19 protein-coding genes are annotated in these 25,932 nt (G+C 68.2%); 5 read left to right on the top strand and 14 right to left on the bottom strand.

All coding sequences use genetic code 11. The features are described 5' to 3' along the window. Positions 1-16: 16 nt before the first annotated feature. The 4 genes from BZG35_RS07270 to BZG35_RS07255 all read right to left on the bottom strand — a co-directional run bounded on the left by BZG35_RS07270 (position 17) and on the right by BZG35_RS07255 (position 6,480). Positions 17-1,516 (bottom strand): tryptophan halogenase family protein, encoded by a 1,500-nt coding sequence (locus BZG35_RS07270; RefSeq protein ID WP_077355037.1) that lies wholly within the window; start codon positions 1,514-1,516, stop codon positions 17-19. A 9-nt stretch (positions 1,517-1,525) separates the two neighbouring features. Then, positions 1,526-2,551: a cupin-like domain-containing protein gene (locus tag BZG35_RS07265; protein WP_253189301.1), complete on the bottom strand. Its 1,026-nt coding sequence runs from the start codon at positions 2,549-2,551 to the stop codon at positions 1,526-1,528. Beyond that, on the bottom strand, positions 2,548-3,279 hold the full coding sequence (locus BZG35_RS07260; protein WP_077357934.1) for a SapC family protein: 732 nt from the start codon (positions 3,277-3,279) through the stop codon (positions 2,548-2,550). Before BZG35_RS07260 ends, BZG35_RS07265 begins: the two co-directional genes overlap by 4 nt. Positions 3,280-3,396: 117 nt before the next feature. After that, on the bottom strand, positions 3,397-6,480 hold the full coding sequence (locus BZG35_RS07255; RefSeq protein ID WP_253189300.1) for a TonB-dependent receptor: 3,084 nt from the start codon (positions 6,478-6,480) through the stop codon (positions 3,397-3,399). Positions 6,481-6,777: 297 nt separating this feature from the next. Here BZG35_RS07255 and BZG35_RS07250 point away from each other — a divergent pair, with 297 nt between their 5' ends. Further along, entirely contained in the window at positions 6,778-7,773 is a 996-nt protein-coding gene (locus BZG35_RS07250) for a LacI family DNA-binding transcriptional regulator (protein ID WP_077355034.1), read from the top strand. Between the two features lie 7 nt (positions 7,774-7,780). Here the strand turns inward: BZG35_RS07250 and BZG35_RS07245 are convergent, their stop codons facing one another. Next, positions 7,781-9,016: an MFS transporter gene (locus tag BZG35_RS07245; protein WP_077355033.1), complete on the bottom strand. Its 1,236-nt coding sequence runs from the start codon at positions 9,014-9,016 to the stop codon at positions 7,781-7,783. 169 nt (positions 9,017-9,185) lie between these two features. Between BZG35_RS07245 and BZG35_RS07240 the strand changes: the two genes are divergently transcribed. Together BZG35_RS07240 and BZG35_RS07235 are read left to right on the top strand one after the other, a co-directional pair. Then, a complete protein-coding gene (locus BZG35_RS07240; protein WP_077355032.1) occupies positions 9,186-10,289 on the top strand; it encodes a LacI family DNA-binding transcriptional regulator in 1,104 nt (367 codons plus the stop codon). A gap of 66 nt (positions 10,290-10,355) precedes the next feature. Further along, positions 10,356-12,053: a glycoside hydrolase family 43 protein gene (locus BZG35_RS07235; protein WP_077355031.1), complete on the top strand. Its 1,698-nt coding sequence runs from the start codon at positions 10,356-10,358 to the stop codon at positions 12,051-12,053. On the opposite strand, the gene BZG35_RS07230 is transcribed toward BZG35_RS07235, so the two are convergent. Continuing rightward, complete coding sequence (locus BZG35_RS07230; RefSeq protein ID WP_077355030.1) at positions 12,050-12,631, bottom strand: hypothetical protein; 582 nt, start codon at positions 12,629-12,631, stop codon at positions 12,050-12,052. The two genes, BZG35_RS07235 and BZG35_RS07230, sit on opposite strands and share 4 nt — an antisense overlap. Before the next feature lie 96 nt (positions 12,632-12,727). On the opposite strand from BZG35_RS07230, the gene BZG35_RS07225 reads away from it, so the two are divergent. Further along, entirely contained in the window at positions 12,728-14,596 is a 1,869-nt protein-coding gene (locus BZG35_RS07225; protein ID WP_253189299.1) for a glycoside hydrolase family 9 protein, read from the top strand. Here BZG35_RS07225 and BZG35_RS07220 read toward each other — a convergent pair. The 8 genes from BZG35_RS07220 to BZG35_RS07185 form a co-directional block, all read right to left on the bottom strand. Then, entirely contained in the window at positions 14,593-15,792 is a 1,200-nt protein-coding gene (locus BZG35_RS07220; RefSeq protein ID WP_253189298.1) for a cation:proton antiporter, read from the bottom strand. The two genes, BZG35_RS07225 and BZG35_RS07220, sit on opposite strands and share 4 nt — an antisense overlap. Before the next feature lie 74 nt (positions 15,793-15,866). After that, positions 15,867-16,736, bottom strand: a complete 870-nt coding sequence (locus tag BZG35_RS07215; protein ID WP_253189297.1) for an aldose 1-epimerase — start codon at positions 16,734-16,736, stop codon at positions 15,867-15,869. Continuing rightward, positions 16,730-17,590 carry an SMP-30/gluconolactonase/LRE family protein gene (locus BZG35_RS07210; RefSeq protein ID WP_216351893.1) on the bottom strand — a complete coding sequence of 287 codons (861 nt, stop codon included), beginning with the start codon at positions 17,588-17,590 and terminating at the stop codon, positions 16,730-16,732. The genes BZG35_RS07215 and BZG35_RS07210 overlap by 7 nt, the downstream gene beginning before the upstream one ends. Then, positions 17,590-19,032, bottom strand: coding sequence for an aldehyde dehydrogenase family protein (locus BZG35_RS07205; protein WP_077355027.1), 1,443 nt, complete (start codon positions 19,030-19,032; stop codon positions 17,590-17,592). The genes BZG35_RS07210 and BZG35_RS07205 overlap by 1 nt, the downstream gene beginning before the upstream one ends. Positions 19,033-19,105: 73 nt before the next feature. Further along, positions 19,106-20,536: a sugar porter family MFS transporter gene (locus tag BZG35_RS07200; protein WP_077355026.1), complete on the bottom strand. Its 1,431-nt coding sequence runs from the start codon at positions 20,534-20,536 to the stop codon at positions 19,106-19,108. A gap of 50 nt (positions 20,537-20,586) precedes the next feature. After that, complete coding sequence (locus BZG35_RS07195) at positions 20,587-21,345, bottom strand: SDR family NAD(P)-dependent oxidoreductase (protein ID WP_077355025.1); 759 nt, start codon at positions 21,343-21,345, stop codon at positions 20,587-20,589. Further along, entirely contained in the window at positions 21,342-22,502 is a 1,161-nt protein-coding gene (locus BZG35_RS07190) for a fumarylacetoacetate hydrolase family protein (RefSeq protein ID WP_077355024.1), read from the bottom strand. Before BZG35_RS07190 ends, BZG35_RS07195 begins: the two co-directional genes overlap by 4 nt. A gap of 92 nt (positions 22,503-22,594) precedes the next feature. Further along, the gene (locus BZG35_RS07185; RefSeq protein ID WP_077355023.1) at positions 22,595-25,024 is read right to left on the bottom strand and encodes a glycoside hydrolase family 3 N-terminal domain-containing protein; all 2,430 of its coding nucleotides are present in this window, start codon (positions 25,022-25,024) and stop codon (positions 22,595-22,597) included. Between the two features lie 125 nt (positions 25,025-25,149). Here BZG35_RS07185 and BZG35_RS07180 point away from each other — a divergent pair, with 125 nt between their 5' ends. Continuing rightward, a complete protein-coding gene (locus BZG35_RS07180; protein ID WP_077355022.1) occupies positions 25,150-25,926 on the top strand; it encodes a FadR/GntR family transcriptional regulator in 777 nt (258 codons plus the stop codon). The last annotated feature ends 6 nt before the right edge of the window (positions 25,927-25,932 follow it).

The following is a 25,932-nucleotide window of genomic DNA, read 5'->3' as shown; positions in this document are numbered from 1 at the left end:
CGGCAGACCCCTTCGGTCAGGCCGCCTGGGCCGGCTGCCGTTCGCGGCAGTACCGGTCCAGGAAGGCCTCGTGCGTCGGCAAGGCGGCGACCGCCTTGTCGATGTTGCGCTTCAAGTCGCCAAGGGCGCCGGCCAAGGCGGCATCCGGCATCAGCCGGGCCATGTGGTGATACTGACGGGGCTGCATCCCCTGCCCCACCAGCACCTGAAGCCAAGAGGCGACGCGGAACAGGTCGTCCTGGGCCTGATAGGCCTGGGCCCCCTCGGCGAACAGGGCCAGTCGTGCCTTCAGCGTCTCCGGCACCTCCATCTCACGCTGGCGCTGCCAGAACGGCTCTTCGCGTTCGTTCAGATGGTAGTGGAGGATGATGAAGTCGCGGATGCCTTCCAGCTCGGCTCGCGACTGGTCATTGTAGCGCGCCACCACCGCCGGGCTGATGCCGTCGAACGGAAAGGCCTGCATCAGTCGCGTCAGGGCCGTCATGATCAGATGGATACTGGTCGATTCCAGCGGCTCGACGAAGCCGCTGGCCAGGCTCAGGGCCACGCAGTTGCCCTCCCAGGCCTTCAGCCGCCGTCCGGTCCGGAACCGGATCAACCCCGGCTCGATCAGCCGATCGCCCTCGATCGACGCCAGCAGCCGCGCCCGCGCCTCGTCGTCCGACAGGAAGTCCGAGGCATAGACCAGGCCGTTGCCGACGCGGTGCTGCAGGGGGATGCGCCAGCGCCAGCCCGCATCGTGGGTGATCGCCCGCGTATAGGGCACGGCCGGGCCGGTCGAGGTGGTCTGCACCGCCAGAGCCCGGTTGGTCGGCAGCCAGTGGCCCCAGTCCTCGAACCCGACACCCATGGCTTCGCCGATCAGCAGGCTTCGAAACCCCGTGCAGTCCAGGAACAGGTCGCCGTCGATCCGTTGCTGGTCGGCCAGGATCAGGGCGGCGATCAGCCCGGTCTCCGGATCGCGCTCGACCCGCTCGATCCGGCCCTCGCGGCGCACCAGCCCGGCCGCCTCGCTACGGCCGCGCAGGTAGCGGGCATAGCGGCCGGCATCCAGGTGATAGGCATAGTTGATGCGTGATTCCGGCCCGGTCGCGAACCGGCCCTGGGCCGCCGCCTGGTGTTCGAAACAGTAGTCCCCGAGGTCGCCGGCGATGCCGCGATCCTTCGCCTCCAGCCAGAAATGCTGAAAATCGCCCATCCAGGTCGATTTTCCGACGTCGCCGAAGGAGTGGATGTAGCGGTCGCCCGGCCGGGTCCAGCCCTCGAACGAGATGCCCAGTTTGAACGTCGCCCCGGTGGTGCGCATGAACTCGGCCTCGTCCACCCCCATCAGGGCGTGGAAGGACCGAACGGTCGGGATGGTGGATTCGCCCACGCCGACGGTGCCGATCTCCTCGGACTCGACCAGGGTGATGTCCAGCAGCGAGCCCAACTGTCGGGTCAGCACCGCCGCCGCCAGCCAGCCCGCCGTGCCGCCGCCGGCGATCACCACTCGGGTCTTGCGCGGTTCGGTCATGGCCGTCTCCTACCGGTTCAATTTCTGAAGGACGCGCGCCCGCAGCCGGCGCGCCGAGCGCTCGTCCAGCGGCGCCAGATCGCCCCGCGCGGCCTCCGGCAGGTGACGCGCCGCCGCCTCCCCCGGGCCGAAGACATAGTGGTCGAACAAGGCCCGCCAGGCCTGTTTTTCCGGCTCCGGCCGGTCGCGCAGGCTCAGCATCCCGTGCAGCAGGGTGGTCATCGGCGGGTCCATGAAGGCCGGCACCGCGTTCCACCAGTAGTTGACCATGGCGTTGAAGGGGTCCAACGCCTCGACATTGTGCCACCACAGGGCTGGGTAGAATAGGACGTCGCCGGGTTCCAGCTCGGCGATCTCGCCCGCCGCCGCCGCCGCCGCGAACCGGGGATAGCGCTCCAGGTCCGGCGCTCTGAGGTCCACCAGGCTGACCACCTGCCCGCCCGGTGTGGGATCCATCGGTCCGGGATACAGGTTGCCGATCTGATCCGGCGGAAACAGGGTGAAGCGACGGCGACCGACCAGACAGCAGGCCAGGTTGTTGGACAGGTCGAAATGGGTCGCGGCCGTGGTCCGGTTGCCCAGCCATATGCTGACGATGGCCGGATCGCAGCCCTCGGCCGGCGCGGGGAGATCCAGGCCGTTCTCGGCCCTCAGCCCGGGCAGATAGGTGTCGAGATCGGTGGACCCGACATAGATGGACGGCGGGGCCTCGACCGCCATCTGATCGGCAATCGCGTCCAGACAGGGCCCCAGCGGCACCTTCCGCGCCTCGAAATTCATCCCCGTCATGTCGCCGGTGTAGAAATAACGCCCCTTGATCTCCGGTCCGGCGGTGTAGGCGACCACGGGCAGACCGGCGTCGAACCGCTTGAGATAGTCGATCGCGGCTTGCGCCCCCTGCCGGCCGGCGACGGTCAAGGGCCAGTCGCGGGCCAGACCCCGCAGGATGACCGGCGTCTGCTGGGCCAGCAGGTCGTCCAGCGGCAGGGGCCCGGTCGGCGGGGTCTCGACCACCCGGGTGCGCCGCGTGATCACCGCGCCACCTTCCGCGCGTCCTTCATCTCGACCAGACGTCCAAGATTGGCCAGAGACGAGACCACGTGAATGGCCAGTGTCAGCCATCCGCCCCGATGCAGCCGCTCCAGGGCGGGGCCGTCCAGGGCGGCCAGACGATCTCGGCTGACGGTGAAGATGTCCTCGAGATCATAGCGGACACCGGCCGCGGTGGTGACGTCGATAGCGACCGGCTCGATCAGACCCGCCGCGTCGAGGGCCTCGAACATCGGCCCGACGGCCTTCAGCCCTTCATAGATGTCGGCCAGGGCGACGGTGATCGTGTCGAGATAGGGCGTCGCGCCGCCATGGCGGCGGAACACCGCCTCGCCCTTCCCTCCCGCGTCAGCGATGCGCGGGTGGTCCAGGTCGACATTGATGTTGGCATCGGGCTCCGAACCCGGGGTCTGGGCGCTGCGCAGACCGATGGAGAAGGGCCCGCGCCGCTGGATGGCCGGCACATAGCGCGCGCGCCATTCGGACCCGTCCAGAAAGAGGTTCTCGTCGCGGTCGAGGCCGAGCAGAGCGACGGCCTGGGGCGCCCCCTGAGGGTCCTTACGAAACAGGATGACGTATTCCCGCTGCAGCGCTTCGAACTCGGTGGGGAAGACCAGAACCTGATTGATCGCGTCGCCGAAGGCCGCGCCATAGCCCGGCGCGACGCGCAGGTCGGCATGGTCGAGATTGTTGAGCAGGACGATGTTCGTCACGGGACGCTTTCTCGCAAACCCCGATGATGATCCGGGTCCCCGCCGGGGACAATCAGGAAGTCATCAAAAAAGACGGGGCCGCCGACGCGCGGCGACCCCGATTTTCCGTTCGTGAGACTAGAACCGCATGCGCGCGCCGAGCAGGTAGCGCGGCTTCAGTTCCTGGGCGAAGAAGATCTGCTTCTCGTCACGACCATAGGTCCGCACCGTCTCGCTGGTCATGTTGATGGCCTCGAACGAGATGGCGACGTTGTCGGTCAGGTCGTAGCTGACGTTCATGTCCAGGGTGCCGAAGGGGGCGGTGAAGACCGGGTTCCGGTCGTTGCCACCCCGGTTGGTCTGGGTCAGATACTCGTCGCGCCAGTTGTAGGCGAGCCGGGCCGAGACGCCGTAGTTGTCGTAGATCAGGGTGACGTTGCCGCTGTTGCTCAGACCCAGCAGGGCGAACTGGTCGATGCTGGGGTCGGCCCCGACATCGATGTCCACGTCGCCGTTGACGATCGTATAGGAGCCGGCGATGCCGATGCCGCTGTCGCCGTAGAAATACTGTCCGGCGAGCTCGAAGCCATTGATGTTGGCTTCACGGTTGTTGACCGGCTGGGCGACCGAGAACTGGTAGAACGGGTCGTTCGCGTCACCGACGATGTCGACGGCGGCCAGGGTCGTGTCGACGAAGGCCTGATTCAGAGACCGGTTGGGACCGGTCCGCTGTGCTTCGAACTGGGCGGAAGCAGCGGCGACGTTGCCGTTGTTCTGGATCAGCAGCGCCGTATAGGTGAACAGGTTCACATCGGTGATGTCGGCGCTGAGGTTGGTCAGCTGGGTCCGCGCGGTTCCGGACCGACCGGAGACGCCCGAGGACGGGTCGCGCAGGTCGAACAGGCTGCGGGTGAAGGTCCCCTGACCGATGAAGTTACGGACCTGCTTGTCGAAGAAGCCGACCGACACATAGCTGGACGGCGCGAAATACCATTCGGCCGAGAAGTCGATGTTGTCCGACAGCAGCGGCTGCAGGTCGGGGTTGCCCGAGTTGCCGGTGGCGACGCCACCCAGAGCGATCGGGCGACCGGGCGCATTGACCGTGGTGGCGGTGAACAGGTTGCCGTAATCGGGCCGCGCCAGGGTGCGGCTGAACGAGGCGCGCAGCTTGACGTTGTCACGCGGCTCGATCGAGAAGTCGAGGGACGGCAGCCAGTAGGCATAGTCGCCTTCGCCGCTGACGGGCTGGACCTGCGAGCCGACGATCCGGGTGAAGTCGTTGTCGGCCGCCCAGACGATGGCGGTCGGGATGGCCACCAGGGAGGTCGAGGTCACGTCGGTCTGCTCGTACCGGATCCCGGCCGTCATGTTGACCGGCATCATGCCGACCTCGCCGGCCCAGGTGAACTGGCCGTAGGCCGCCCAGGTGGACTCTTCGACCGTGTTGAAGTCCTGGCCGGTGACGGCGGAGGCGTTCCCGGCCTCGGCGACGTTGTTGAACGGGTTCTTGTCGCGAGCGTAGACCGGCGACAGGGCGTTCAGCAGATCGACGGCATTGCCGCGGAAGGCGACCAGCGATGCGCCCGTCGAGCCCGGGTTGAAGGTGTCGAACTTGCAGGTCAGGCAGAACTCTTCCAGCAGCCCGGCGGCGAAGCGCTGCACGTCGCCCGGATTGGTGATGCCCCAGTCGCCCAGCGTCTGCTGCGTCTGCGTCCGCTGGCTGGTCATCGACGAGTCGATGTACTCGGTGCCGAAGTCGAAGCGGCTGCCTTCACCGAAGTCGTAGCCGGCGTCCAGGCGGATCTCCTTGACCTCCTGCTCCTGCTGCGAGGCGTTGGTCCGTGCGATCTGGGTGCCGACGTCGGCGAGGTCCAGGCGACCGTTGTTGTTGCCGCGCGCATCGTTGATCGTGATCGACTGCACCGGGATGTCGCCGCTGAAGTCGACCGAGTGGGCCGCGATGACGGGCGCGCCCATGCTGACCAGGGTCGAGCTGGAACCGTTGGGGGCGTCGGGCGTGCTCTCGGCCGTCGAGATGTGACCGTCGAGCCGGACCGTGAACCGGTCCGTCAGTTCCCACTCGGCGTTCAGGCCGAAGGATTCCAGCGTGTCCTTGGTGGCGCGGAACTGCTGTTCGAAGCCCGCGTCCTTCGGCGAGCTGAGGGTTTCCTGCAGAAAGACCGTGGTGGCCACGGCCTCGTTGTCGTCGAACCGCACCTGACCGAAGGGCCGGTTGAACCAGTTGCCCTGGTCCGTCCGCTGCTCGGTCGTGCTGTTCTCGGCGTAGAGGGCATCGGCGGTCAGCGTCAGGTTGTCCATCGGCCGCCACTGGAACACGGCCTGGCCGTTGATCCGCTCGCGCTCCGACTCGGAGAAGTGGTAGCGGCTGTCGTTCGGGAAGGCGACCAGCTGGTTGGTGGACGGGGCGTTCGTCACCTGGGTCTGCGCGTTCACCAGGCCGTTCGCCGGGTTCAAGAAGAAGTCCCGCGTGCGGATGTTCCAGGCATTGGTGGTCGAGCTGACGGCGGCGCTTTCGCGCTTCTGATAGCTGCCGAACAGCTGCACGCCGAACGTACGGTCCTCGTCGCGCCAGCTGACGATGCCCGAGGTCTCGGGCGTGATCTCCTCGCCCCCGTCGACGCTGGAGTCATGAACCGCCTTGACGCCGAAGCTGCCGTTCCAGCCCGCTTCGCGATTGGCGAGCGGCGTGCGGGTGACGACGTTGATCGTGGCGCCGATGCCGCCCGAAGGGATCTCGGCGCGGCCGGTCTTGTAGACTTCCAGCAGGCTGACCGCCTCGGAGGCGATGTTGGAGAAGTCGAACGAGCGGCTGGTGGCGGTCGAGAAGTCGACGTCCTGGTCCCCGCCCACGGCGACGACGTTGGCCGTCGGCATCTGGCGACCGTTCAGGGTCACGAGGTTGAAACCGCCGCCGAAGCCGCGAACCGTGACTTCCGAACCCTCGCCGTTCACCCGGTTGATCGAGACGCCGGACACGCGCTGCAGCGATTCCGCCAGGTTGGTGTCGGGGAACTTGCCGATGTCTTCGGCCGAGATCGCGTCGACGACGCCCGACGAGTTCCGCTTGATGTCGATGGCCCGGTCCAGGCTGGCCCGGATGCCGGTGACGACGATTTCGTCGACGGTGCTTTCCTGGGTGGCGCTCTGCGCCGGGCTCTGGGCCTGAGCGTGTGCCAGTGCCGGAAGCGCGAGGCCGCTCATCAGCGCAATCGCCGACGTCGAACGCCCAAGCGTCTTCAAGATCGAAATTCCCCGCATGATTTCCCTCCGCAACGGCTGTGCCGTCATCATTATTGAGCAGCGAACGCGCCGCCCCCGCCGTAGAACTCTCAGTGTTGTCCTACGCTGTCAACCCATATGATAGCGCTACCTTAACGCTGCGATCGATTGTGTGGCCGAGAGCACCCAGTCGCTGGATCGGCCGATGAAACCGGCTAAGGTGATCCGATACCCTTCAGGAGCCGGGCCGCTTTGATTGAAACCGTTTCGCGCACCACGATGCTCGATGTCAGTCGGCGGGCCGGCGTATCCACAAAGACCGTGTCCCGGGTCCTGAACGGCGAACCCAACGTCACCGAGCGGGTCCGCGAGAAGGTCCGGGCCGCCGCAGAGGCCTTGAACTACCATCCCAACGTTCTGGCCCAGGCCCTGGTCCGTCGCCGCTCGCATCTGATCGGACTGGTCTACGAGAACCCTTCGCCCAGCTATGTCGTCGAGCTGCAGATGGGTGTGCTGGAGCGGCTGCAGGACGAACGATACCGACTCGTCGTGATCCCGGTGTCGTCGGTGGCGCGACGCGAGGCCGAGATCGTCGGACTGCTGCGCTCCGCCGCCCTGGACGGGGTGGTTCTGGCCCCGCCGGCTTCAGACAACCCCCGCATTCTGAGCGACCTGGCGGCGGCGGGCATCCGCTTCGCCCGAATCGCCCCCACGGCCGATCCCGGGGCGGGCCCCGGCAACTGGGTCGACGACGTGGCCGCCGCCCGGGAGATCGCCGAACACCTGATCGACCTCGGGCACCGCCGCATCGCCGTGATCACCGGCGATCCCACCCATGCCTCCAGCACGATGCGCATGGAGGGCTACAGACTGGCCTTCGCGGCGGCGGACCTTCCCGTGCTCGACGCGTTGATCGAACCGGGCCTGTTCACGCGTCAGAGCGGGTACGACGCGGCAATGCGCCTGTTGGACGGGCCCGAACGCTTCACCGCCATCCTGTCCCAGAACGACGACATGGCCGTCGGCGCCCTGATGGCGGCCCGCGAACGGGGCCTGGACGTTCCGGGAAATCTGTCCATCGTCGGCTTCGACGATTCGGAGGTCTCACGGACCAGCTGGCCCGCCATCACCACGGTGCGACAGCCCGTGTTCGAAATGGCGGTCTCGGCCGCGGACATGGTGCTGGCCCAGCTGGATGGCGGCGCGGTGCGCATGCGCCACGACCACCCGCATCAGCTCATCGTCCGCGGCTCGTCCGCCCCTCCGGCCGCTTGATTCGCTTTCACAGCCGGCGCTCGATGCGCAGGACCAGGACGGCCCCGGCCACCGCGAGGGCGGCGGACAGGCCGAAGACGGTCGGCAGGCTCCAGCCGACACCGTGCAGCAGCAGGATGCCCGCCAGGGGGGCCGCGACCTGGGGCAGGGTCACCGCGACGTTCATGATCCCCATGTCGCGCCCCACCGTCATCCGGTTGGGCAGGACCTGCGCGATCAGAGCCGCGTCCGCCGTGGTGAAGATGCCGAGGCCCAGACCATAGACGATCTCCCCCACCAGGGGCCCGGGCCAGTCGGGGGCCAGGGCCAGGATCGCCATACCGGCCGCGATCAGCAGGCCGCCGGAGGCGACATAGAACTTTCGGCCGCCCCATCGATCCGATGCCAGACCGGTCGCGAACCCTGCCAGCAGCGCCACCCCGGTCGCGACGGCCAGCAGCACGCCAAGGACGGCCTCGGGACGCACGCCCGGCAAGGCGGAACCGATGTCGCTCGGCCCCTGGAGATAGACGAGCAGGTAGAGAGCATTCAGGGCGATCGCCGTCTGAATCAGCAGCCGTGAGCCGAAGGCCCTGAGAAAGTCCTTCTTGCTCAGCGCCGAGAACAGGGGGCCGGACGCGTCGCGCTTGGCCGGATAGACGCCGACCTCGCGCAGCGACCAGAACAGGACGGGAAGCACCAGGCACAGCATCGCCGCGGCCACCATCAGATAGCGGCTTCCCGAATCGCTGAGCGCCACGGCGATCACCAGCGCCGCGAACAGATTGGCCGCCGGATAGGCCACGCCGACGAAGGCGGAGACCAGTCCTTTCTGACCGTCCGGCACACGGTCCGCGAAGATCGACTGAAGCGGCGCGAACATCATGTTGAAGAAGATCTGGAACGCGATGAGGGCGCAGATCAGCTGCCATCCGGTCTGAGCCAGATAGACGCCCCCATAGCTGAGCGCGGTCAGGCCGGCGCCGAACAGGATCCAGGGCTTGCGCCGGCCCCACCGCGTACGGGTCCGATCGCTCAGCGCGCCAAAGATGAAGTGGGACAGCGCAGCCGTCGCCGCACCCAGCACGGCGGCCTGGCTCAGCAGCAGGGCGGCCGAATCCGCGCCGACGGCCCCCGCCTTCAGCGGCAGCAGCACGCCGAGCAGCGGGACGAAGCCGATGAAGGCCCCGACCTGGGCCAGGGTATAGGCCGCGATGAAGCCAGGCCCCACCCGCGTCCGACCGACCGCGCTGGATACGCTCATCGGAACGGGTCCGGGGCGGTGCGATTTGGGAGGCTGATGTCCATCGACATGTCGAGGTCATGGCACGGGCGCGCCGGATTGCCAAAGGCGGTTTTCCACGTGCTTTCACGGGGTTCGACTCGCTGCAAAGCAGGCCTATGGTCGGGCCAGCGTGTTGGAGGAGGCAGGATTGGAGCAACGAGTCGCCCGACGGCGTGGCGGGGGCAAGACGATCATCGATGTGGCTCGGCTGGCCGGCGTCTCACCGATGACGGTCTCGCGCGTCGTCAATGGCGAGGTCAACGTGCGGGACGCCACCCGCCATCGGGTCACCGAGGCGATCCGAACCCTCGGCTATTCCCCCAATCCCGCCGCGCGCAGCCTGGCCAGCGCCGGTTCCCTCAGGATCGGCCTGCTCTACAGCAACCCGAGCGCCGCCTATCTGAGCGAATTCCTGCTGGGCAGCCTGGACCAGTGCAGCCGCAGCGCGATCCAGTTGATCGTCGAGAAATGCGATGCCGAGGACAGCGAACAGGCCGCCGTCGATCATATGGTCGTCTCCGGGGTCGATGGCGTGATCCTGCCGCCGCCCCTGTGCGACTCGCGCGCGATCGTCAGCGGCCTGGCCGCCGCCGGTATCCCGACCGTGGTGGTGGCGACCGGCCGTCCCCTGGCGTCCGCCTCCGCCATTCGCATCGACGATCACACGGCCGCCGCATTGATGACCCGTCACCTGATCGCCAAGGGTCACTCCCGGATCGGCTTCGTCCGGGGCCATCCGAACCAGACCGCGAGCGAGCTGCGCTATGACGGCTATGTCGCCGCCCTGGCCGAAGCCGGCCTGCCAGTGGATGCCGCGCTCGTCGTCCAGGGCTACTTCACCTACCACTCGGGCCTGGAGGCCGCCGACGCCCTGCTGGATCTCGCCGACCGTCCGACCGCCATCTTCGCCAGCAACGACGACATGGCGGCGGCGGCCGTGGCGGTGGCGCACCGTCGGGGCATGGACGTGCCCGGCGACCTGACGGTCTGCGGCTTCGACGACACGGCCTTGGCCACAACCCTGTGGCCGGAGTTGACGACCATCCGGCAGCCGGTCGCCGAGATGTCGCGTCGGGCCGTGCTGCTTCTGCTAGAAAACATACGCCGAAAGGCCGAAGGCAAGCCCACGCCATCGGTCATCGAGGTGATGGATTTCACCCTCGTCCAGCGCCAATCCGACGGGCCGCCGGTTGGGGTGACGCACGGCGTGCGCTCGGACCAGCGACTGGGGACCACCGCGTCCGCCTCCTGACGGATCGCGTGTCGGGCCCGCCAAAGGGTTGCCAAGGCGCGAGATTGCCGGTCAAATGTCCGACAAATGATCAGCACACCTGTCCGTCTCGCGCTCACGACCGTCCTGGCCCTGGCCGCCGGAAGCCCGGTCCTCGCCCAGACCGCGCCGGCGCGGTTTGAGTCGTTCACCTATGCCGGGGCCGATCCCGCGACCTCGTCTCCTTTGGCGACCGGGTCCTATCGCAACCCGATCCTGACCGGCTTCTATCCCGACCCCTCGGTCACCCGGGTGGGCGAGGACTACTATCTGGTCACCTCGACCTTCAGCTATTTCCCGGGCATCCCGGTCTTCCACAGCCGCGACCTGGTCAACTGGACCCAGATCGGCAATGCGATCGACCGGCCGGACCAGTTGGATTTCGCCGCCCTGGGCCTGTCGCGCGGCGTGTTCGCCCCGACGATCGAGCATCATGACGGGACGTTCTACATCCTCAACACCTGCGTGGATTGCGGAGACAACTTCCTCATCACGGCGACCGACCCGGGCGGTCCGTGGAGCGACCCGGTGTGGCTGCCGGATCTGGTGGGCGGCATCGATCCCTCCCTGTTCGTCGACCAGGAAGGACAGGCCTGGATCCTGAACAACGGCCCGCCGGAGGGGGAGCCCCTCTACGAAGGCCATCGCGCCATCTGGATCCAGCGCTACGATCTGGAGCGCAAGGCCACCTTGGGGGCCCGCAAGGTGCTGGTGAACGGCGGCGTCGACATCAGCACCAAGCCGATCTGGATCGAGGGACCGCACCTGACCTTCCGCAACGGCTGGTACTATCTGACCTGCGCCGAGGGCGGCACGGCCGAGGGCCATTCCCAGGTCGCCCTGCGCTCGCGCTCGCCCGACGGTCCGTTCGAGGCGTTCGAGGGCAACCCGATCCTGACCCAGCGCGGCCTGCCCGCCGACCGCCCCGATCCGATCACCTCGGCCGGTCACGCCGACCTGGTCCAGACTCCTGACGGCGACTGGTGGGCCACCTTCCTGGCCGTGCGCCCTTATGGTCCGGACCAGTACAACACCGGCCGCGAGACCTTCCTTCTGCCCGTCGACTGGTCCGGCGAATGGCCGATCATCACCGTGCCGGACCAGGTGATCCCGTGGCAGGCCCCCCGCCCGGCCCTGCCGGAGACCCCGGCCCCCGCCGTGCCCACCAGCGGCCCGTTCACGGTGGTCGACGCCTTCGACGGCCCCGCCCTGCCGCCTTATTGGATGATGATGCGCAACCCGCGCGAGACCTGGTACGACCTGACCTCGACACCCGGCGCGCTGAGCCTGTCGCCCCGCCCGGTCGACCTCGGCGACAACGGCAATCCCTCGTTCCTCGGCCGTCGTCAGCAGCACCAGTCCGCCACCGCCGAGACGAAGCTGGTTTGGACCCCGACGAAGGACGGCGACCGCGCCGGCCTAGTCGCCCTGCAGAGCGACGAGTGGTGGTATTTCCTTTCGGTCGGCCAGGAAGACGGCGACCTGGTCATCCAGCTGCGCCGCCGGGCCGGCCCCGGAGAAGCGGCCGACGGCGTGGTGCTGGCCAGCGCGCCCCTGGCGGACCCGTCGGCCGCGACCCGCCTGAAGGTCACGGCCCGACGGGACCGCTACGACTTCGCCTATGCGGCCGAGACCGGCGACTGGACCGACCTGGCCACCGACGTGGACGGCACGATCCTGAGCACCCGCACGGCCGGCGGCTTCGTCGGCGTGGTGTTCGGCCCCCACGTCCGGTCAGGACACTAGTCCTCGTTGATCGGCAGTTTGGCGGCGTCGTAGTTCTGGCCGAAATCGAGCACCAGGGCCGGGCCCAATTCGACCGTATGGTCCGCCGTCGCCAGATGGACCGCCAGATTGGTCGTGCCCTCGGCATAGTCCTGACGCGCGACGCCTGACGCATAGACCATCTTCCAGGAGGGTCCGATCTGGCCGGTCGCCTCGGCGATCGCCGTATAGGGCGCTGTCGCCTGCTGGACGCGGATGGGGAGTGGACTGGTTGTCTGACCGGGCGCCGGCGTCGCCAGGCGCGCCCAGACCGCCAGCAGAATAGTGTCGCCCTGTTTGATGGCCCCCCGGATGGTCATCTGGCCCGCGGTCGTCCAGGGCTGCTCGGCCCGGCTGGCCCGGACGGACACCGCGCGCTCGCCCAGGACGCCTTCGGCGCGGCGCGGGCGCGGCTGGGTCTCGACGCCGTTGATCTGCCAAGACGTCACCGGCGGATTGTTGATGATATACTGGACGATGTCGTCGTCCTGCGGCGCGGGTGCCGCCAGGGCCGTGCCGGTCAACAGCACGGCGGCGATCAGTCCGATCGTGACACGCATTCTTTCCTCCCTTGTCCGAGCTCTCTGCGGCATCGCGTTGACTCGGTTGCCCGATTAACTCAGACAATTGCAAAACAGAAATCAAGAGGGAACGCCGTGCGCTCTACCAGCCTCAGGACCGGCTCGCGTCGCCGGACCCTTGCCGCAGCCTCGGCTCTTCTGGCCCTGGCACCCGTCGCCACGGCCCAGACGACCTCGATGCCGGCGCTGCGGCTGAACCAGGTCGGGTTCGAGACGACCGGGCCCAAGGCGGCAACCCTGGTCGATACCCGGACCACCCCCCTGCCATGGACGATCTCCGACGCGTCCGGCTGGGTCGTCCTGACGGGCGAAACGACGGTCGTCGGACAGGACCCGACCTCGGGCGATCACGCCCACGTCCTGCGCTTCGAGGCCCTGCGGACGGCCGGCGCCTACAGCCTGTCTGCGGGGGATCACACCCGTCGAATCCAAATCGCCGACACGCCCTTCGCGACGCTCAAGCGCGATGCCCTGGTGTTCTTCTACGAGAACCGCAGCGGCATTCCGATCGAGGCGGCCCATGTGGCTCGGCCCGACCTGGCCCGGCCGGCCGGCCACGCGCCCGACCGGGCCACCTGTCTTTCCGGCACCGATACGCGCGGCAACGTCTGGCCCGGCTGCGACTACACCCTCGACGTCAGCGGCGGCTGGTACGATGCGGGGGATCACGGCAAGTACGTCGTCAACGGCGGCATCTCGACCTGGACCCTGCTGAACGCCTGGGAGCGGGCGAGCCTCCGGGGGCTCGCCGACCCCTACCCCGACGGGGCGGCCGACATTCCCGAGTCCGGCAACGGCGTCTCCGACCTGCTGGACGAGGCGCGCTGGGAGGTCGAGTTCCTGATGCGGATGCAGGTGCCGGTGGGCGCCCGGCTGCAGGTGCCGGTGGGGCTGTTCACCCGCGACCAGCCGCTGACCTTCACCGAGATCGACGCCGGCGGGCTGGTGCATCACAAGGTCCACGACGTCAAATGGACGGGCCTGCCGATGGCTCCGGCCGACGATCCCGAGGCGCGTTTCCTGTATGCTCCGAACACGGCGGCGACCCTGAACATGGTGGCGGTCGCGGCCCAGGCCGCGCGGCTTTGGAGGACGATCGATCCCGCCTTCGCCGAGCGCGCCTTGACGGCCGCCCGACGGGGCCTCGCGGCGGCCAAGCGCCACCCGAACCTCTATGCGGTCGGCGATTTCAACGGCGGCGGCAACTACGGCGACGACGCCCTGGACGACGAGCTCTACTGGGCCACGGCGGAGCTGTTCGTGACCACGGGCGATCCGGCCCTGCTGGACGATCTCAGGGCCTCGCCCTTCTTCCTTTCCGCCCCGACGGCAGGCCCGCGGCCCACCGGCGACATCGGCTGGAACAGCGTCGGGGCCCTCGGCACCATCGCCCTGGCTCAGGCCGCCGATCGCCTGCCGGAGGCCGAGCGCGAGGCGGCGCGGCAGTCGCTGATCACCACCGCGCGGGCCTATCTCGCCGACGCGCAGGGCCAGGGCTACGGCCACCCCTTCACCGGCCCTGACTACAGCTGGGGGTCGAACGGCAATCTGATGAACCGCGCCATGGTGCTGGGTCTGGCCCATGACTTTACCGGAGAGGCCGGCTTCCGTAACGGCGTGACCGCCGCTCTCGACTATCTCCTGGGCCGCAATCCGCTGGACCAGTCCTATGTCACCGGCCACGGCGATCGGCCGATGCGGAACCCGCACCACCGGTTCTGGGCCCATTCGGCCGATCCGGCCTACCCTGCCCCGCCCGCCGGCGTCCTGTCCGGCGGTCCGAACAACACGGCCATGAGCGATCCGGTGGCCGAGACGATGCGCGGCCAATGCCTGCCCCAGACCTGCTGGCGCGACGACATCGCGGCCTTCACCCAGAACGAGGTCGCCATCAACTGGAACGCCCCCTTCGTCTGGGTCACGGCCTTCCTGTCGCCGACCTAGCCGGCCTTCTTCGACAGACCCACCAGCTGCCGCAGCTTGGGCGTGACCATGGGGATGGTCAGCATGGTCGATCCCACGGCCATCAGCAGCAGGGCGGTGAAGGTCTCATTGGTGATGATCTGCCGGTCCAGCAGGATGTTGGCGAAGATGATCATGATCAGGGCCTTGGTCTGCAGCAGCCAGCCGATGATCGAGGCCTCGCCCTTTTCCCATTTCAGGATCCGACCGGCCAGGCCGACCCCGGCCAGCTTGCCCGCCACCGAGGCGACCAGCAGCAGGGCCGCGGCTCCGAGCACCGCCACCCCGCCGACGCCCCACTGGGTCCGCAGGCCCGTCGACAGGAAGAAGACCGGCATGATGGCCAGCAGGACATGGTCGCGGAACAGGTCCATGCGCTTGCGGTCGAACCACTCGCCGTCCAGCACCGCCCCCGACAGGAAGGCCCCGACCATATAGTGCAGCCCGGCCCAGTCGGCCGCGAAGCCACAGGCGGCCAGCCAGATCAGGGCGACGTACCAGCGATCCCGCTCCGGCAGCCGCTTCATCAGGGCCCGGATGGCCCAGGTCGCCACCGCGAACCCGACCAGGAAGCTCGCCTGACGCCCCACCCGCTCCCAGTCGAGCAGGATCAGGGCCAGCACGCCCCAGATGGCGATGTCGTCCAGGCTGGCATAGCGCAGCACCCGCTGTCCCAGCGGCTGGCGCAGCACGTCCAGTTTCTCGAGAAACAGCACCAGGATGGGCAGGGCGGTAACCGCGCAGGCCATTCCGATTCCCAACACCACCTGCCAGGGCTGCCCGTTCGGGCCCGCCCAGCCGGGCCACCGCAGCATCAGCACCGCCGCCACCGCCCCGAAGGCCAGGGGCACGGCCAGGGCCAGGCCCGCCGTCACCCCGGTCTCCCCGCGCCGGGCCCAGGCCTGTTTCAGGTCCAGCTCCAGCCCGGCGATCCAGACGAAGATCATCACCGCCCACCAGGCGATCCCATTCAGGGCCGAGATGACCTGCGGATTGAAGACGAAGGCGTAATAGGCCGGAAACACCGCCCCCAGGATGCCGGGTCCGAGCAGGATGCCGCAGATGATCTGCACCACCACCAGAGGCGCGTAATAGTCGGTCCGCAGCCCACGCCACAGCAGATAGGGCACGCTGAAGATCAGCAGCAGGGCGATCAGAAAGACCTCGGTCGTGGTCATGGCGTGCATTGGTTTTCCCCCCGGCTCGCTTCTGTTTCAGGCATCCGGCGGAGACGAATCTCTGGCGTGTGAGCTCAGTCGCCCAAGGTGGCACGCGTGTCGGCGGCCGTCACGCGCAAGGACAGGCTCATCGTCTCGCCCGGCTCCAGGACGACCAGACCCTCGGCCTCCGGGGCCGCCACGTTCAGCGCGTCGGGGCGATGGGTCACCGGCTCCAGGGCTACGAAGGCCTCGCCGAGCGGCGCGAAGACATGCAGACGCGACGCCGGGCTGGACAGGCGCACCGTCCGGTCCGACCCGATCACCTCGGCCACCCCGGACCAGTCCTCATAGGCATTGTCGACGAAGGGCACGGCCGAGCGTGCGACGCCCTCAGCCCAGTCCGTCACCTCGGCCGCGGGCACCCGCCGCTCCGGGATCAGGCTTTCACCGACCCACACCGAGGGCGCCGTCAGCCGCACGACGTCCTCGGCCGCCGTCGCGAAATAGGGATGCAGCCCCACCCCGGCCGGCATGGGCGTCTGATCTTCGTTGCTCAGGGACAGGTCGATCCGAAGACCGTCCTCGTCCAGGGCGATGGTCTGTTCAGCCCGCCACGCCCAGGGCCAAAGCCCTGCCTTCTCGTTCAACGCCAGCCGCACGGAGCCCGCGTCCCGATCGACCACCGTCCATTGCGCGCGCCATCCTTGACCATGCAGCGCGTGCGGCTCGAACCCCGGCGTCGCTCCCAGATCGATCTCGCGCCCCTGCCAACGGAAGCGGCCCTGGTCGATGCGGTTGACGAAGGGCACCAGCGGAAAACACCCTGTTTCCAGAGGGCCGCTCGGTTCCGCCGGCGAAGGCCGAAACACCGCCCGGCCGCGCCAGTCCAGCCGCCCGATCGACCCGCCGAATTCGGGAAAGACCGCGGCGGTCCAGTCCCCGGCCGAAAGCGCGATCACCATCGGAACAGCGACGGAGCCAGACCTGGCCGATCCACGGCCACGCGGTACAGCCCGCCCAGGGTCGGCTGTTCGCCGCGCTTGTCGCCGTTCCCCAGCCAGGCTGTGGTGCAGTAGAGTGTCTTCAGGTCGTCGCCGCCGAAGGCCGCCTTGGTCACGGTCATGACCGGCAGGTCGATCTTGCCGATCCGCGCCCCGCTTGGGCTGAAGCGGGCCACGCCCCAGCCGTTGAACAGGCCGACGTGCAGCACGCCGTCGGCATCGACGCTGGGACCGTCGGCGAAACCTTCCTCCGTCTCGGCGAACAGCCGCCGATTGCTCAGCACGCCGTCGGCATGGTCGAAGGCATAGACGCGCTTTTCGATGGTGTCGTGGTGGTACAACGTGCGCCCGTCCGGACTCAGGGCCGGACCATTGGTGACGCAGTAGCCGTCGTCGTGCCGGGTGATCTCGCCGGCGTGATAGCGGTAGAGTGCACCCGACAGCGTCGCCTCGCTGTCGTCCATCGAGCCGAACCACAGCGATCCATCCGGGGCCACGAATCCGTCGTTCAGCCGGTTCTGCGGCCGGTCCGGCTCGACCGCCATGACGAAGGTGAACGTCCCGGTCGCGGGGTCGAACCGGTGCAGCCCGGTCCGCACGCCGCAGACCAGCGACCCATCCTCGGCCGGCAGGGCGAAGCCGATCTGGTCCGGCGCGTCGAACGAGACTTTCGACCCGTCATCCACGCCATAGCGGTGCAGCTTGCGGCCCTTGATGTCCACGAACCACACGCAGCGCTCGCGCGCCGACCAGACCGGGCCTTCGCCCAGTTCGGCCTGCACGTCCCAGATCAGCTCCGGTTGCCCCAAACCCATCAGCTCCAGCTGTAGGCGGTCTTGTGCTGGGTGAAGAACTCGGCCGCCGTATAGCCCTGCTCGCGCGCCCCATAGCTCGACTTCTTCGATCCACCGAAGCCGACGTGATAGTCGACGCCGGCGGTGGCCAGGTTGACCATGACCATGCCGGCCTTGGACCGGCGCTGGAAATCGCGGGCGTATTTAAGCGAGGTCGTGGCGATGCCCGCCGACAGGCCGAACTCGACCCCATTGGCGATGGCCAGGGCCTCCTCATAGTCCTTGACCCGAATGGTCGAGGCGACCGGGCCGAAGACTTCTTCGTTGTTGATCTGGGCGTTGGCGTCGGTGTCGGCGATCAGGGTCGGCTGGACGTACCAGCCGGGATTCTCAAGGTTCAGCCGCTCGCCGCCGGTGACGATCCGGCCGCCGGCCGCGCGGGCGATGTCGATGTATTTGTAGCTGGTCTCCATCTGGCTCTCGCTGACCGCCGGACCCATCTGGGTCGACGGATCAAGGGCGTCGCCGACCTTCAGCGCGCGCACCTTCTCGCCCAGGGCCTGGACGAAGCGGTCGTGAATGCCGTCCTGAACGATCAGACGGCTGGAGGCGGTGCAGCGCTGGCCGGTGGCGAAGAAGGATCCGTCCAAGGCGATGGCTACGGCGCGGTCCAGGTCGGCGTCGTCCAGCACGATCAGCGGGTTCTTGCCGCCCATCTCCAGCTGCACCCGGGCCTGGCGCTCCATGGCCCCCTTGCCGACGCCGTGACCCACGGTCTGGGAGCCGGTGAAGCTGATGCCCTCGACGTCGCGGTGGGCGACGATGGCGCGGCCGACGTCGCCGTCACCGATCACCATGTTGACCACGCCCTTGGGCAGGCCGGCCTCGTGCAGGATGGCGATCAGGGCCTCGGCCGTGGCCGGGGTCGGGCCGGCCGGCTTGATCACGACCGTATTGCCGAAGGCGATGGCGGGAGCGATCTTCCAGGCCGGGATGGCGATGGGGAAGTTCCAGGGCGTGATCAGGCCGAACACGCCGACGGCCTGGCGATACGTCTGGATCTCCACGCCCGGACGCGTCGACGCCAGGTTCTGGCCGTGGATGCGAAGCGCCTCCCCGGCGAAATATTTCAGGATGCGGGCGGCGCGCGCCGTCTCGCCGATGCCCTCGGCCAGGGTCTTGCCTTCCTCGCGCGACAGCAGCCGACCGACGGCCTCCTTGCGGTCCATCAGGATGTTGGATGCGCGGTCCAGGATGTCGGAGCGGACCTCGGGGCTGGCGTCCGACCAGGCCGGGAATGCCGCCTTGGCCGCGGCGACGGCGGCGTCGACTTCGTGCGCGCCGCCCTTGGGCGTGCGCGCCACCAGTTCGTTCGTGTTGGAGGGATTGTGACTTTCGCCCGTTCGATCGGCGTTCACCTTCTCGCCGTTGATCCAGTGGGACAGGTCCAGCGTATCGGTCATGGGTTCAGCCTTGTCGTGAATATGGGGCGGCGAGGGAGCGCCGCCCCTTCAAATGTCGGACGATTAGATAGGGTCAGCCCTGCATGTCTTCCAGTTCCTTGCCCTTCGTCTCCTTGATGAAGGCGCGGACGAGGAAGATGCTGATGACGGCGGCGGCGGTGTAGAGGGCGTAGGTGCCGACCAGGCCGATGCTCTCGGCCATGCCGGGGAAGCTCTGCACCACCAGATAGTTGGCACCCCACTGGGCCAGGCCGCAGATGGCCAGGGCCGACCCGCGCATCTGGTTGGGGAACATCTCTCCCAGCATGACCCACATGACCGGGCCCCAGCTGAAGTTGAAGAAGATGACGTACAGGTTGGCCGCGACCAGGGCCGTCAGGCCCGCGGTTTCACCGAGGGCCAGATTGCCCGCCGCATCCGCCGTCGCGCCGCTGAAGGCCCAGGTCATGGCCCCCAGGGTGACGGCCATGCCGACCGAGCCGATCAGCAGCAGTGGCTTGCGGCCGATCTTGTCGATCACGGCCAGGGCCGCCAGCACCGCCGCGATGGACACCGCGCCGGAGATGATGTTGCGCTCCAGGGCCACCGCTTCCGACACGCCGGCCAGACGCCACAGCGTTTCGCCGTAGTAGAAGATGATGTTGATGCCGACGAACTGCTGGAAGGTTGCGAGGATCAGGCCGGCCCAAACGATCGGGCGGAACAGGGTCTTCTTGGACATGACGTCGGCGAAGCTGGGGCGATGCCCCTCGGTGAAGCTGCCGCGGATCTCGCCGATCTTGCGCTCCGCGACGTCGGCCCCGAACAGCTTGGTCAGCACCTTGCGGGCCGCCGCGTCCTTGTTCTTCATCACCAGATAGCGCGGGCTCTCCGGGATCAGGAACAGGGCCAGCAGGAAGACGACAGCCGGGGCGGCCTGGGCCAGGTACATCCAGCGCCAGGCGCTGGTCCCGCCGATTTCGCCCAGGCTGCTGCCGGCCTGCTGGGCCAGGAAATAGTTGACCAGGAAGGCGGCCGTCAGGCCGGTGATGATCATCACCTGCTGGACCGTGCTCATCCGTCCGCGGATGTTGGCCGGAGCCACTTCCGAGATGTAGAGCGGCGACAGCACGCTGGCCGCCCCCACCGCCATGCCGGCGCCGAAGCGTGCGGCGACGAACAGGGTGTGGGTGTCCGTCAGACCCTGGATCAGGGCCCCGATGAGGAACATGACGGCGGCCACGATCATGACCGTGCGGCGTCCGATCAGGTCCGCCAGCCGGCCCGCGAAGAAGGCCCCGAAGGCGCAGCCGATCAGCAGCGAGCCGACGGTGAAGCCCAGCCCATTGGCGTCCAGATTGAACTGCGCCTGCAGGCCGGCCTGTGTGCCGTTGACCGCACCACTGTCGTACCCGAACAGCAGACCGCCGATCGTGGCGACGGCGACGATGGCGATGATGAAGCCCAGATTGACGCGATCAATCCCCGCGAGGTCGGGGCCTGTGCCCCCGGTCGGTCCTGCCATGTCTCAAATCTCCCCTTGGGCTCTCCCGGCCCGTTGTTACGCTCGTCGCGTCAGCGCCAGCCGGCGTCGACGAAATACTCGTGCCCGGTGATGAACCGCGCGTCGTCCGAAGCCAGGAACATGGCCATGGCGGCGATGTCCTCCGGCAGGATCCGACCTTTCAGGCACTGGGCCGCCACGATCTCGGCCTCCCCCTCCGGGGTGTACCATTTCTCCTGGCGCGGCGTTTTGACGTTGCCGGGCACGATACAGGCCACGCGCACGCCGTCTACGCCCAACTCGCGCGCCAGGGCCCGGGTCATGCCTTCGATCCCGGCCTTGGCAGTCTCGTAGATCGACAGGTCCGGCAGCCCCAGATGCCAGCTGATCGAACCCAGGTTCAGGATCACGCCCGCTCCGGCGGCGCGCATGGCCGGGGCCACGGCCTGGGCGGCGAAATACAGGTGCCGCAGGTTCACCGAGATCCGGTTGTCCCAGTATTCCGGCGTGACCTCGGCCAGGGTGTGGCGGTCGTCGTTGGCCGCATTGTTGATCAGGACCTCGATCGGCCCGTGGTCCGCCGCGATCCCGGCCAGGCACGTTTTCAGCGCCGCCAGATCCATCAGGTCGCATCGGCGGTACTCGGGGGCCGGGAACAGCAGCGACAGCCGGTCGCGCAGGGCGATGGAGTCCGCATCGGCCACGTCAAGAAAGACGACCCGCGCGCCCTGGCGGGTGAAGGCCTCGGTCAGGCCGGCCCCGATGCCGGAGCCGCCGCCCGTGATGACGACCAGCTTGTTCTTCAAAGACGGATAGACAGCCTTGCTCACGCGGGCACTCCAAGCAGACCGCGCGCGGCCAGGTTACGCATCAGGCCCGAGATTCCCAGCGTCCAGGGCGGGGCCTGTTCACTGGTCGTGACCGTGTTTTCAAGAACGCCCAGGCGCGCCGAGGCGACCCGCACCCGATCGCCCATATGGTGGGTGAACCCCTGCCCCGGCGCGTCGCGATCCTGGATCGGCGCGAACATGGTCCCGAGGTAAAGCGTGAAACCGTCCGGATACTGGTGGGCCGCGCCCACGGTCTGGCCGATCAGCTCCAGGGGATCGCGGCTGATCAGGCTCATGGAACTCGAGCCCGTCATGACGAACCCGTCCTCGCCCCGGACCTCAAGCGAAATCTCGGCGGCGCGGACGTCGTCCATGGTGAAGCCGTCGTCGAACAGCCGGACGAACGGACCCAGGGCCGCCGAGGCGTTGTTGTCCTTGGCCTTGCCGAGCAGCAGGGCGCTGCGGCCCTCGACGTCGCGCAGATTGACGTCGTTGCCCAGGGTCGCCCCGACCGGACGGCCGTCGGGCGCGCACAGGATGACGACCTCGGGCTCCGGATTGTTCCAGGCGCTGTCGGCCCGCACCCCGACGAAATCGCCCCAGCCGACCGAGGACAGCACCGGGGCCTTGGTGAAGATTTCGGCGTCCTTGCCGATGGCGACCTCCAGATACTGCGACCACAGGCCGTCGGCGATCAGGATGTCCTTCAGCTTCAGGGCCTCGGCCGAGCCGGGTCGCACCGCCGACAGATCGGCACCGACGCGTTCGGCCAGCTGGGCGCGGATTTCGTTGGCGCGATGGGCGTCGCCCCGGGCCCGCTCCTCGATCACCCGCTCCACCGCCGACACGGCGAAGGTCACGCCCGAGGCCTTCACGCACTGCAGGTCCACGGGGGACAGCAGATGGGTCCGCCCCCTGGAGGCCGGGTCCCAAGAGACTTCGAATGCCATCTCGTCCAGGGGTCCGAGGTCCTCGCCGGCGGCGATCGAAAGGTCGGTCCGGGCCGCTGCGTCGGCGCTGGTCGCCGCGAAGCGCGAGATGTCCAGCACACGCCCCTCGCGCACCAGCACGGGGGTGGGCCCGGCTGGCAGCTCGATACGACCCAACAGCAGCGCGTCGCGCCAGTCGGCCGGCAGATAATCGGTTACGGCTGTCATCGTCCCCCGCCAGAGCCTTGGTTAGCTCGGTCCTTCGTTGGTAGCGCTATCATCTGGGAACCCGGTACCGTGTCAAGCGGGTTCACCCGATCTCAGGCCGAAACGGTCAAGGTTGCCGTTTTCAGCTCGCGGGAGTTCGGACCCGCGCTGAGCGTGAAGGTGCCGGGCTCGACGATCCGCTTCATGTCCTCATCCCACAGCCACAGGTCGCGGGGCGCGATCTCGAACGACACCGTGGTCCGGGCCCCTGGTTCCAGGGTGACGCGCTGGAAATGCTTCAGCTCCAGCACCGGCCGGGTGATCGAGGCGAAGTCGTCGGTGACATACAGCTGCACCACCTCGTCGCCGGCCCGCCGTCCGGTGTTGGTCACATCGATCTCGACCCTGACGCGCTCGTCCCGCCCGATCGTCGCCTTGGCCAGGCGCGGGGCGGAGATGTCGAAGGTGGTGTAGGACAGGCCGAAGCCGAACGGATACAGCGGGCTGGTCTGGTCGAACAGATAGCCACGCCGCGAGGTCGGCTTGTGATTGTAGAAGATCGGCAGCTGGCCGACGTTGCGCGCGATCGACACCGGCAGCTTCCCGCCCGGGTTGACCGTGCCGAACAGGACGTCGGCGACCGCATGGCCGGTCTCCTGGCCCAGGTACCAGCCCTCGACGAGCGCGTCCGCCTCTTCCGCCAGAAGATTGACCGACAGCGGGCGGCCGTTCAGCAGCACCACCACCGTCGGCTTGCCCAAGGCGAAGATGGCGCGGGCCAGGTCGTTCTGCTGGCCGATCAGCTCCAGCGATGCCCGGTCGCCCAGATGTTCGTCGGCCCAGGCCTCGCGGCTGGTCTGTTCGTTGTCGCCCAGCACCATGACGATGGTGTCGGCATTGCGGGCCGTGGCCACGGCCTCCTCGATCAGCCGGGCATTCACCTCGGGCGAGACCAGGTCGACGGCGTCGGCGCTCCACGACCGGCTCTCCGTGATGCGCACGGCCTCGGCATAGTCGATCTGGAACCGGCCCTGGGCCGCCGCCTGCAGGCCTTCCAGCACGCTGACGACATGGCGCGGCACATCGCTGTAGCCGCCGATCGGCGTGTCGCGCGCATGGGTACCCAGCACCGCCATCCGGCGGATCCGCGAGGCGTCCAGCGGTAGCAGGCCCTTGTCGTTCTTCAGCAGCACGATCGCCTTCTGCGCCGACTTGCGGGCCAGGGCCACGGCGTCCGGCGTGGCGGTCAGCGCCTCGGCCCGGCTCGGATCGACATAGGGGTTTTCGAACACGCCGGCCTGGAACTTCAGCGTCAGCACCCGACGCACCGCCGCATCGATGGCGGCGATCTCGATGCGTCCGTCACGGACCATCTCGGGGAACTTGATATAGCCCTCGCCGTCCGGCAGCTCGATATCCACGCCGGCCTCCAGGGCCCGCGCCGCCGCCTCTTCGATGGTCTGGAACATCTTGTGACGGGTATTCAGCTCGCGCACGGCGAAATAGTCGCTGACCACCGCGCCCTTGAACGCCCACTCGCCGCGCAGCACGTCGTGCAGCAGCCAGCGGTTGGCATGCGACGGCAGGCCGTCGATCTCATTGTACGACGCCATCACCGACATCACCGGCAGCTCGGTCACCGCCCGTTCGAACGGCGGGAAGAAATTCTCGCGCAGGGTCCGTTCCGAAATATTGGCCGGTCCGACATTGGTGCCGTTCTCGGGCTGGCCGTGGCCGGTCATGTGCTTCAGCGTGACGAACACCTTGTCGGGCGCCAGCGGCAGGGTCGTGCCCTGGAAGCCGCGGATCGCGGCCAGCCCCATCTCGGCGACCAGGTGTGGATCCTCCCCATAGGTCTCCTCGATCCGGCCCCAGCGCGGATCGCGCGCCACGTCGACCACGGGAGCCAGGGCCAGTTGCGCGCCCCGGGCCCGCATCTCGCGTGCAGCGACCGAGAAGCACTGCTCCACCAGCGCCGGATCCCAGGTGCTGGCCAGGGCGATCGACTGCGGGAAGCTGGTCGCGCCGCGCGCCACATAGCCGTGCAGCGCCTCTTCGTGCAGCAGCAGGGGGATGCCCAGCCGGGTGTTCTCGACCGCCCAGCGCTGGGCCGCATTGACGTAGTCCGCCGTCTCCGCCCCGGTCCGGTTGACCGCCTCGGCCGCCGCCCCGGCCGCGCCGTTCTCGCTGGGGTCGACGCCGCGCTTGTCCTGCGGCCGGGAGATCTGGCCGAGGCCGTTGGGGAAGGCCGTAGTGGCCTTGGCGGGATCGAAATCGCCGGCCGCGTTCTGGATTTTGCCCTTGAACTCCCAGATGCCGATCATCTGGGCGACCTTCTCCTCGACCGACATCCGGCCCAGCAGGTCCTCGACCCGCCGCTCGATCGGCTGGCGCGCATCGCGATACAGGGCGTCGGCCGCGGGCTTCGACGTGTCCTGGGCCTGGGCCACGCCCCGGGTCGCGGCAATGGCGACCAGAGAGGCGAAGCTGGCCAGCACGCTGCGGCGGCCAAGCGTCAGGGTTTGGTGGCGTGGTTCGGTCATGGTTCGTCCTCCCGGCTCTCGCAGTGTGCCCCGCGATGATAGCGCTACCACAAGGATAGACAGGGATGACGAGGGGGGTCAACGGGGATCGTTGGTCCTTCAGAGGACTCATCGTAATCAGGCGCATGACCGCGCCCGATCCCCGCCCGATCCCTGACGCCCGCCCCCGTGCCGGCACCGAACGGCTTCACGGCGCGATCGCCCGCGACCTCGGCGTCGCCATCGTCTCGGGGGTTCACAAGCCGGGCGACATCCTGGGCAACGAGATCGACCTCAGCGAACGTCTGTCCGTCTCGCGAAGCGCCTACCGCGAAGCCATCCGCATCCTCGCCGCCAAGGGTCTGGTCGAGAGCCGCCCCCGGACCGGGACGCGCGTCCTGCCGATGGACCGGTGGAACCTGCTGGATTCGGACGTCCTGTCCTGGTTCTTCGCCTCGGAACCCAGCCCCGCCATCGTCGACGGTCTGTTCGAGCTCCGGATGATCGTCGAACCCGCCGCTGCCGCCCTCGCGGCGCTGCGCCGCACCCCCGAACAGGTCGTCCTCATGCGCCGCGCGCTCGAGACCATGGCGCTGAAGACCCTCAAGACCGAGGCCGGTCAGGCCGCCGATCGGGACTTTCATCAGCTGATCCTGGCGGCGACGGGCAATCCGCCCCTGATCAGCCTGGCCTCGACCATCGGGGCCGGGGTGCGCTGGACCACCCTGTACAAGCAGCGCAAGCGGACCCTGCCGCCGGACCCCATGCCCGAACACTGGGCCGTTTTCGCCGCGATCGAGGCGAGCGACTCCGATCGGGCGCGCGCCACCATGCAGGCCCTGGTGGCCCACGCCCTGGAGCAGACCCGCAGCGCCTCGGCAAAGCGCGGGGCCCGTATTGCGAAAGCGGACCCCTCCGGCTAATTGTCT

The organism is Brevundimonas sp. LM2, assembly GCF_002002865.1.
GTDB lineage: Bacteria > Pseudomonadota > Alphaproteobacteria > Caulobacterales > Caulobacteraceae > Brevundimonas.
This window is presented reverse-complemented; position numbering and strand designations above follow the sequence as displayed.

What these genes read in the sequence shown, in the direction of transcription:
- BZG35_RS07270 (WP_077355037.1), bottom strand. Translation starts at nt 1,516, where the DNA reads ATGACCGAACCGCGCAAGACCCGAGTGGTGATCGCCGGCGGCGGCACG.
- BZG35_RS07255 (WP_253189300.1), bottom strand. Translation starts at nt 6,480, where the DNA reads ATGAGCGGCCTCGCGCTTCCGGCACTGGCACACGCTCAGGCCCAGAGC.
- BZG35_RS07250 (WP_077355034.1), top strand. Translation starts at nt 6,778, where the DNA reads ATGCTCGATGTCAGTCGGCGGGCCGGCGTATCCACAAAGACCGTGTCC.
- BZG35_RS07245 (WP_077355033.1), bottom strand. Translation starts at nt 9,016, where the DNA reads ATGAGCGTATCCAGCGCGGTCGGTCGGACGCGGGTGGGGCCTGGCTTC.
- BZG35_RS07235 (WP_077355031.1), top strand. Translation starts at nt 10,356, where the DNA reads ATGATCAGCACACCTGTCCGTCTCGCGCTCACGACCGTCCTGGCCCTG.
- BZG35_RS07230 (WP_077355030.1), bottom strand. Translation starts at nt 12,631, where the DNA reads ATGCGTGTCACGATCGGACTGATCGCCGCCGTGCTGTTGACCGGCACG.
- BZG35_RS07220 (WP_253189298.1), bottom strand. Translation starts at nt 15,792, where the DNA reads ATGACCACGACCGAGGTCTTTCTGATCGCCCTGCTGCTGATCTTCAGC.
- BZG35_RS07215 (WP_253189297.1), bottom strand. Translation starts at nt 16,736, where the DNA reads ATGGTGATCGCGCTTTCGGCCGGGGACTGGACCGCCGCGGTCTTTCCC.
- BZG35_RS07210 (WP_216351893.1), bottom strand. Translation starts at nt 17,590, where the DNA reads ATGGGTTTGGGGCAACCGGAGCTGATCTGGGACGTGCAGGCCGAACTG.
- BZG35_RS07205 (WP_077355027.1), bottom strand. Translation starts at nt 19,032, where the DNA reads ATGACCGATACGCTGGACCTGTCCCACTGGATCAACGGCGAGAAGGTG.
- BZG35_RS07200 (WP_077355026.1), bottom strand. Translation starts at nt 20,536, where the DNA reads ATGGCAGGACCGACCGGGGGCACAGGCCCCGACCTCGCGGGGATTGAT.
- BZG35_RS07190 (WP_077355024.1), bottom strand. Translation starts at nt 22,502, where the DNA reads ATGACAGCCGTAACCGATTATCTGCCGGCCGACTGGCGCGACGCGCTG.
- BZG35_RS07185 (WP_077355023.1), bottom strand. Translation starts at nt 25,024, where the DNA reads ATGACCGAACCACGCCACCAAACCCTGACGCTTGGCCGCCGCAGCGTG.
- BZG35_RS07180 (WP_077355022.1), top strand. Translation starts at nt 25,150, where the DNA reads ATGACCGCGCCCGATCCCCGCCCGATCCCTGACGCCCGCCCCCGTGCC.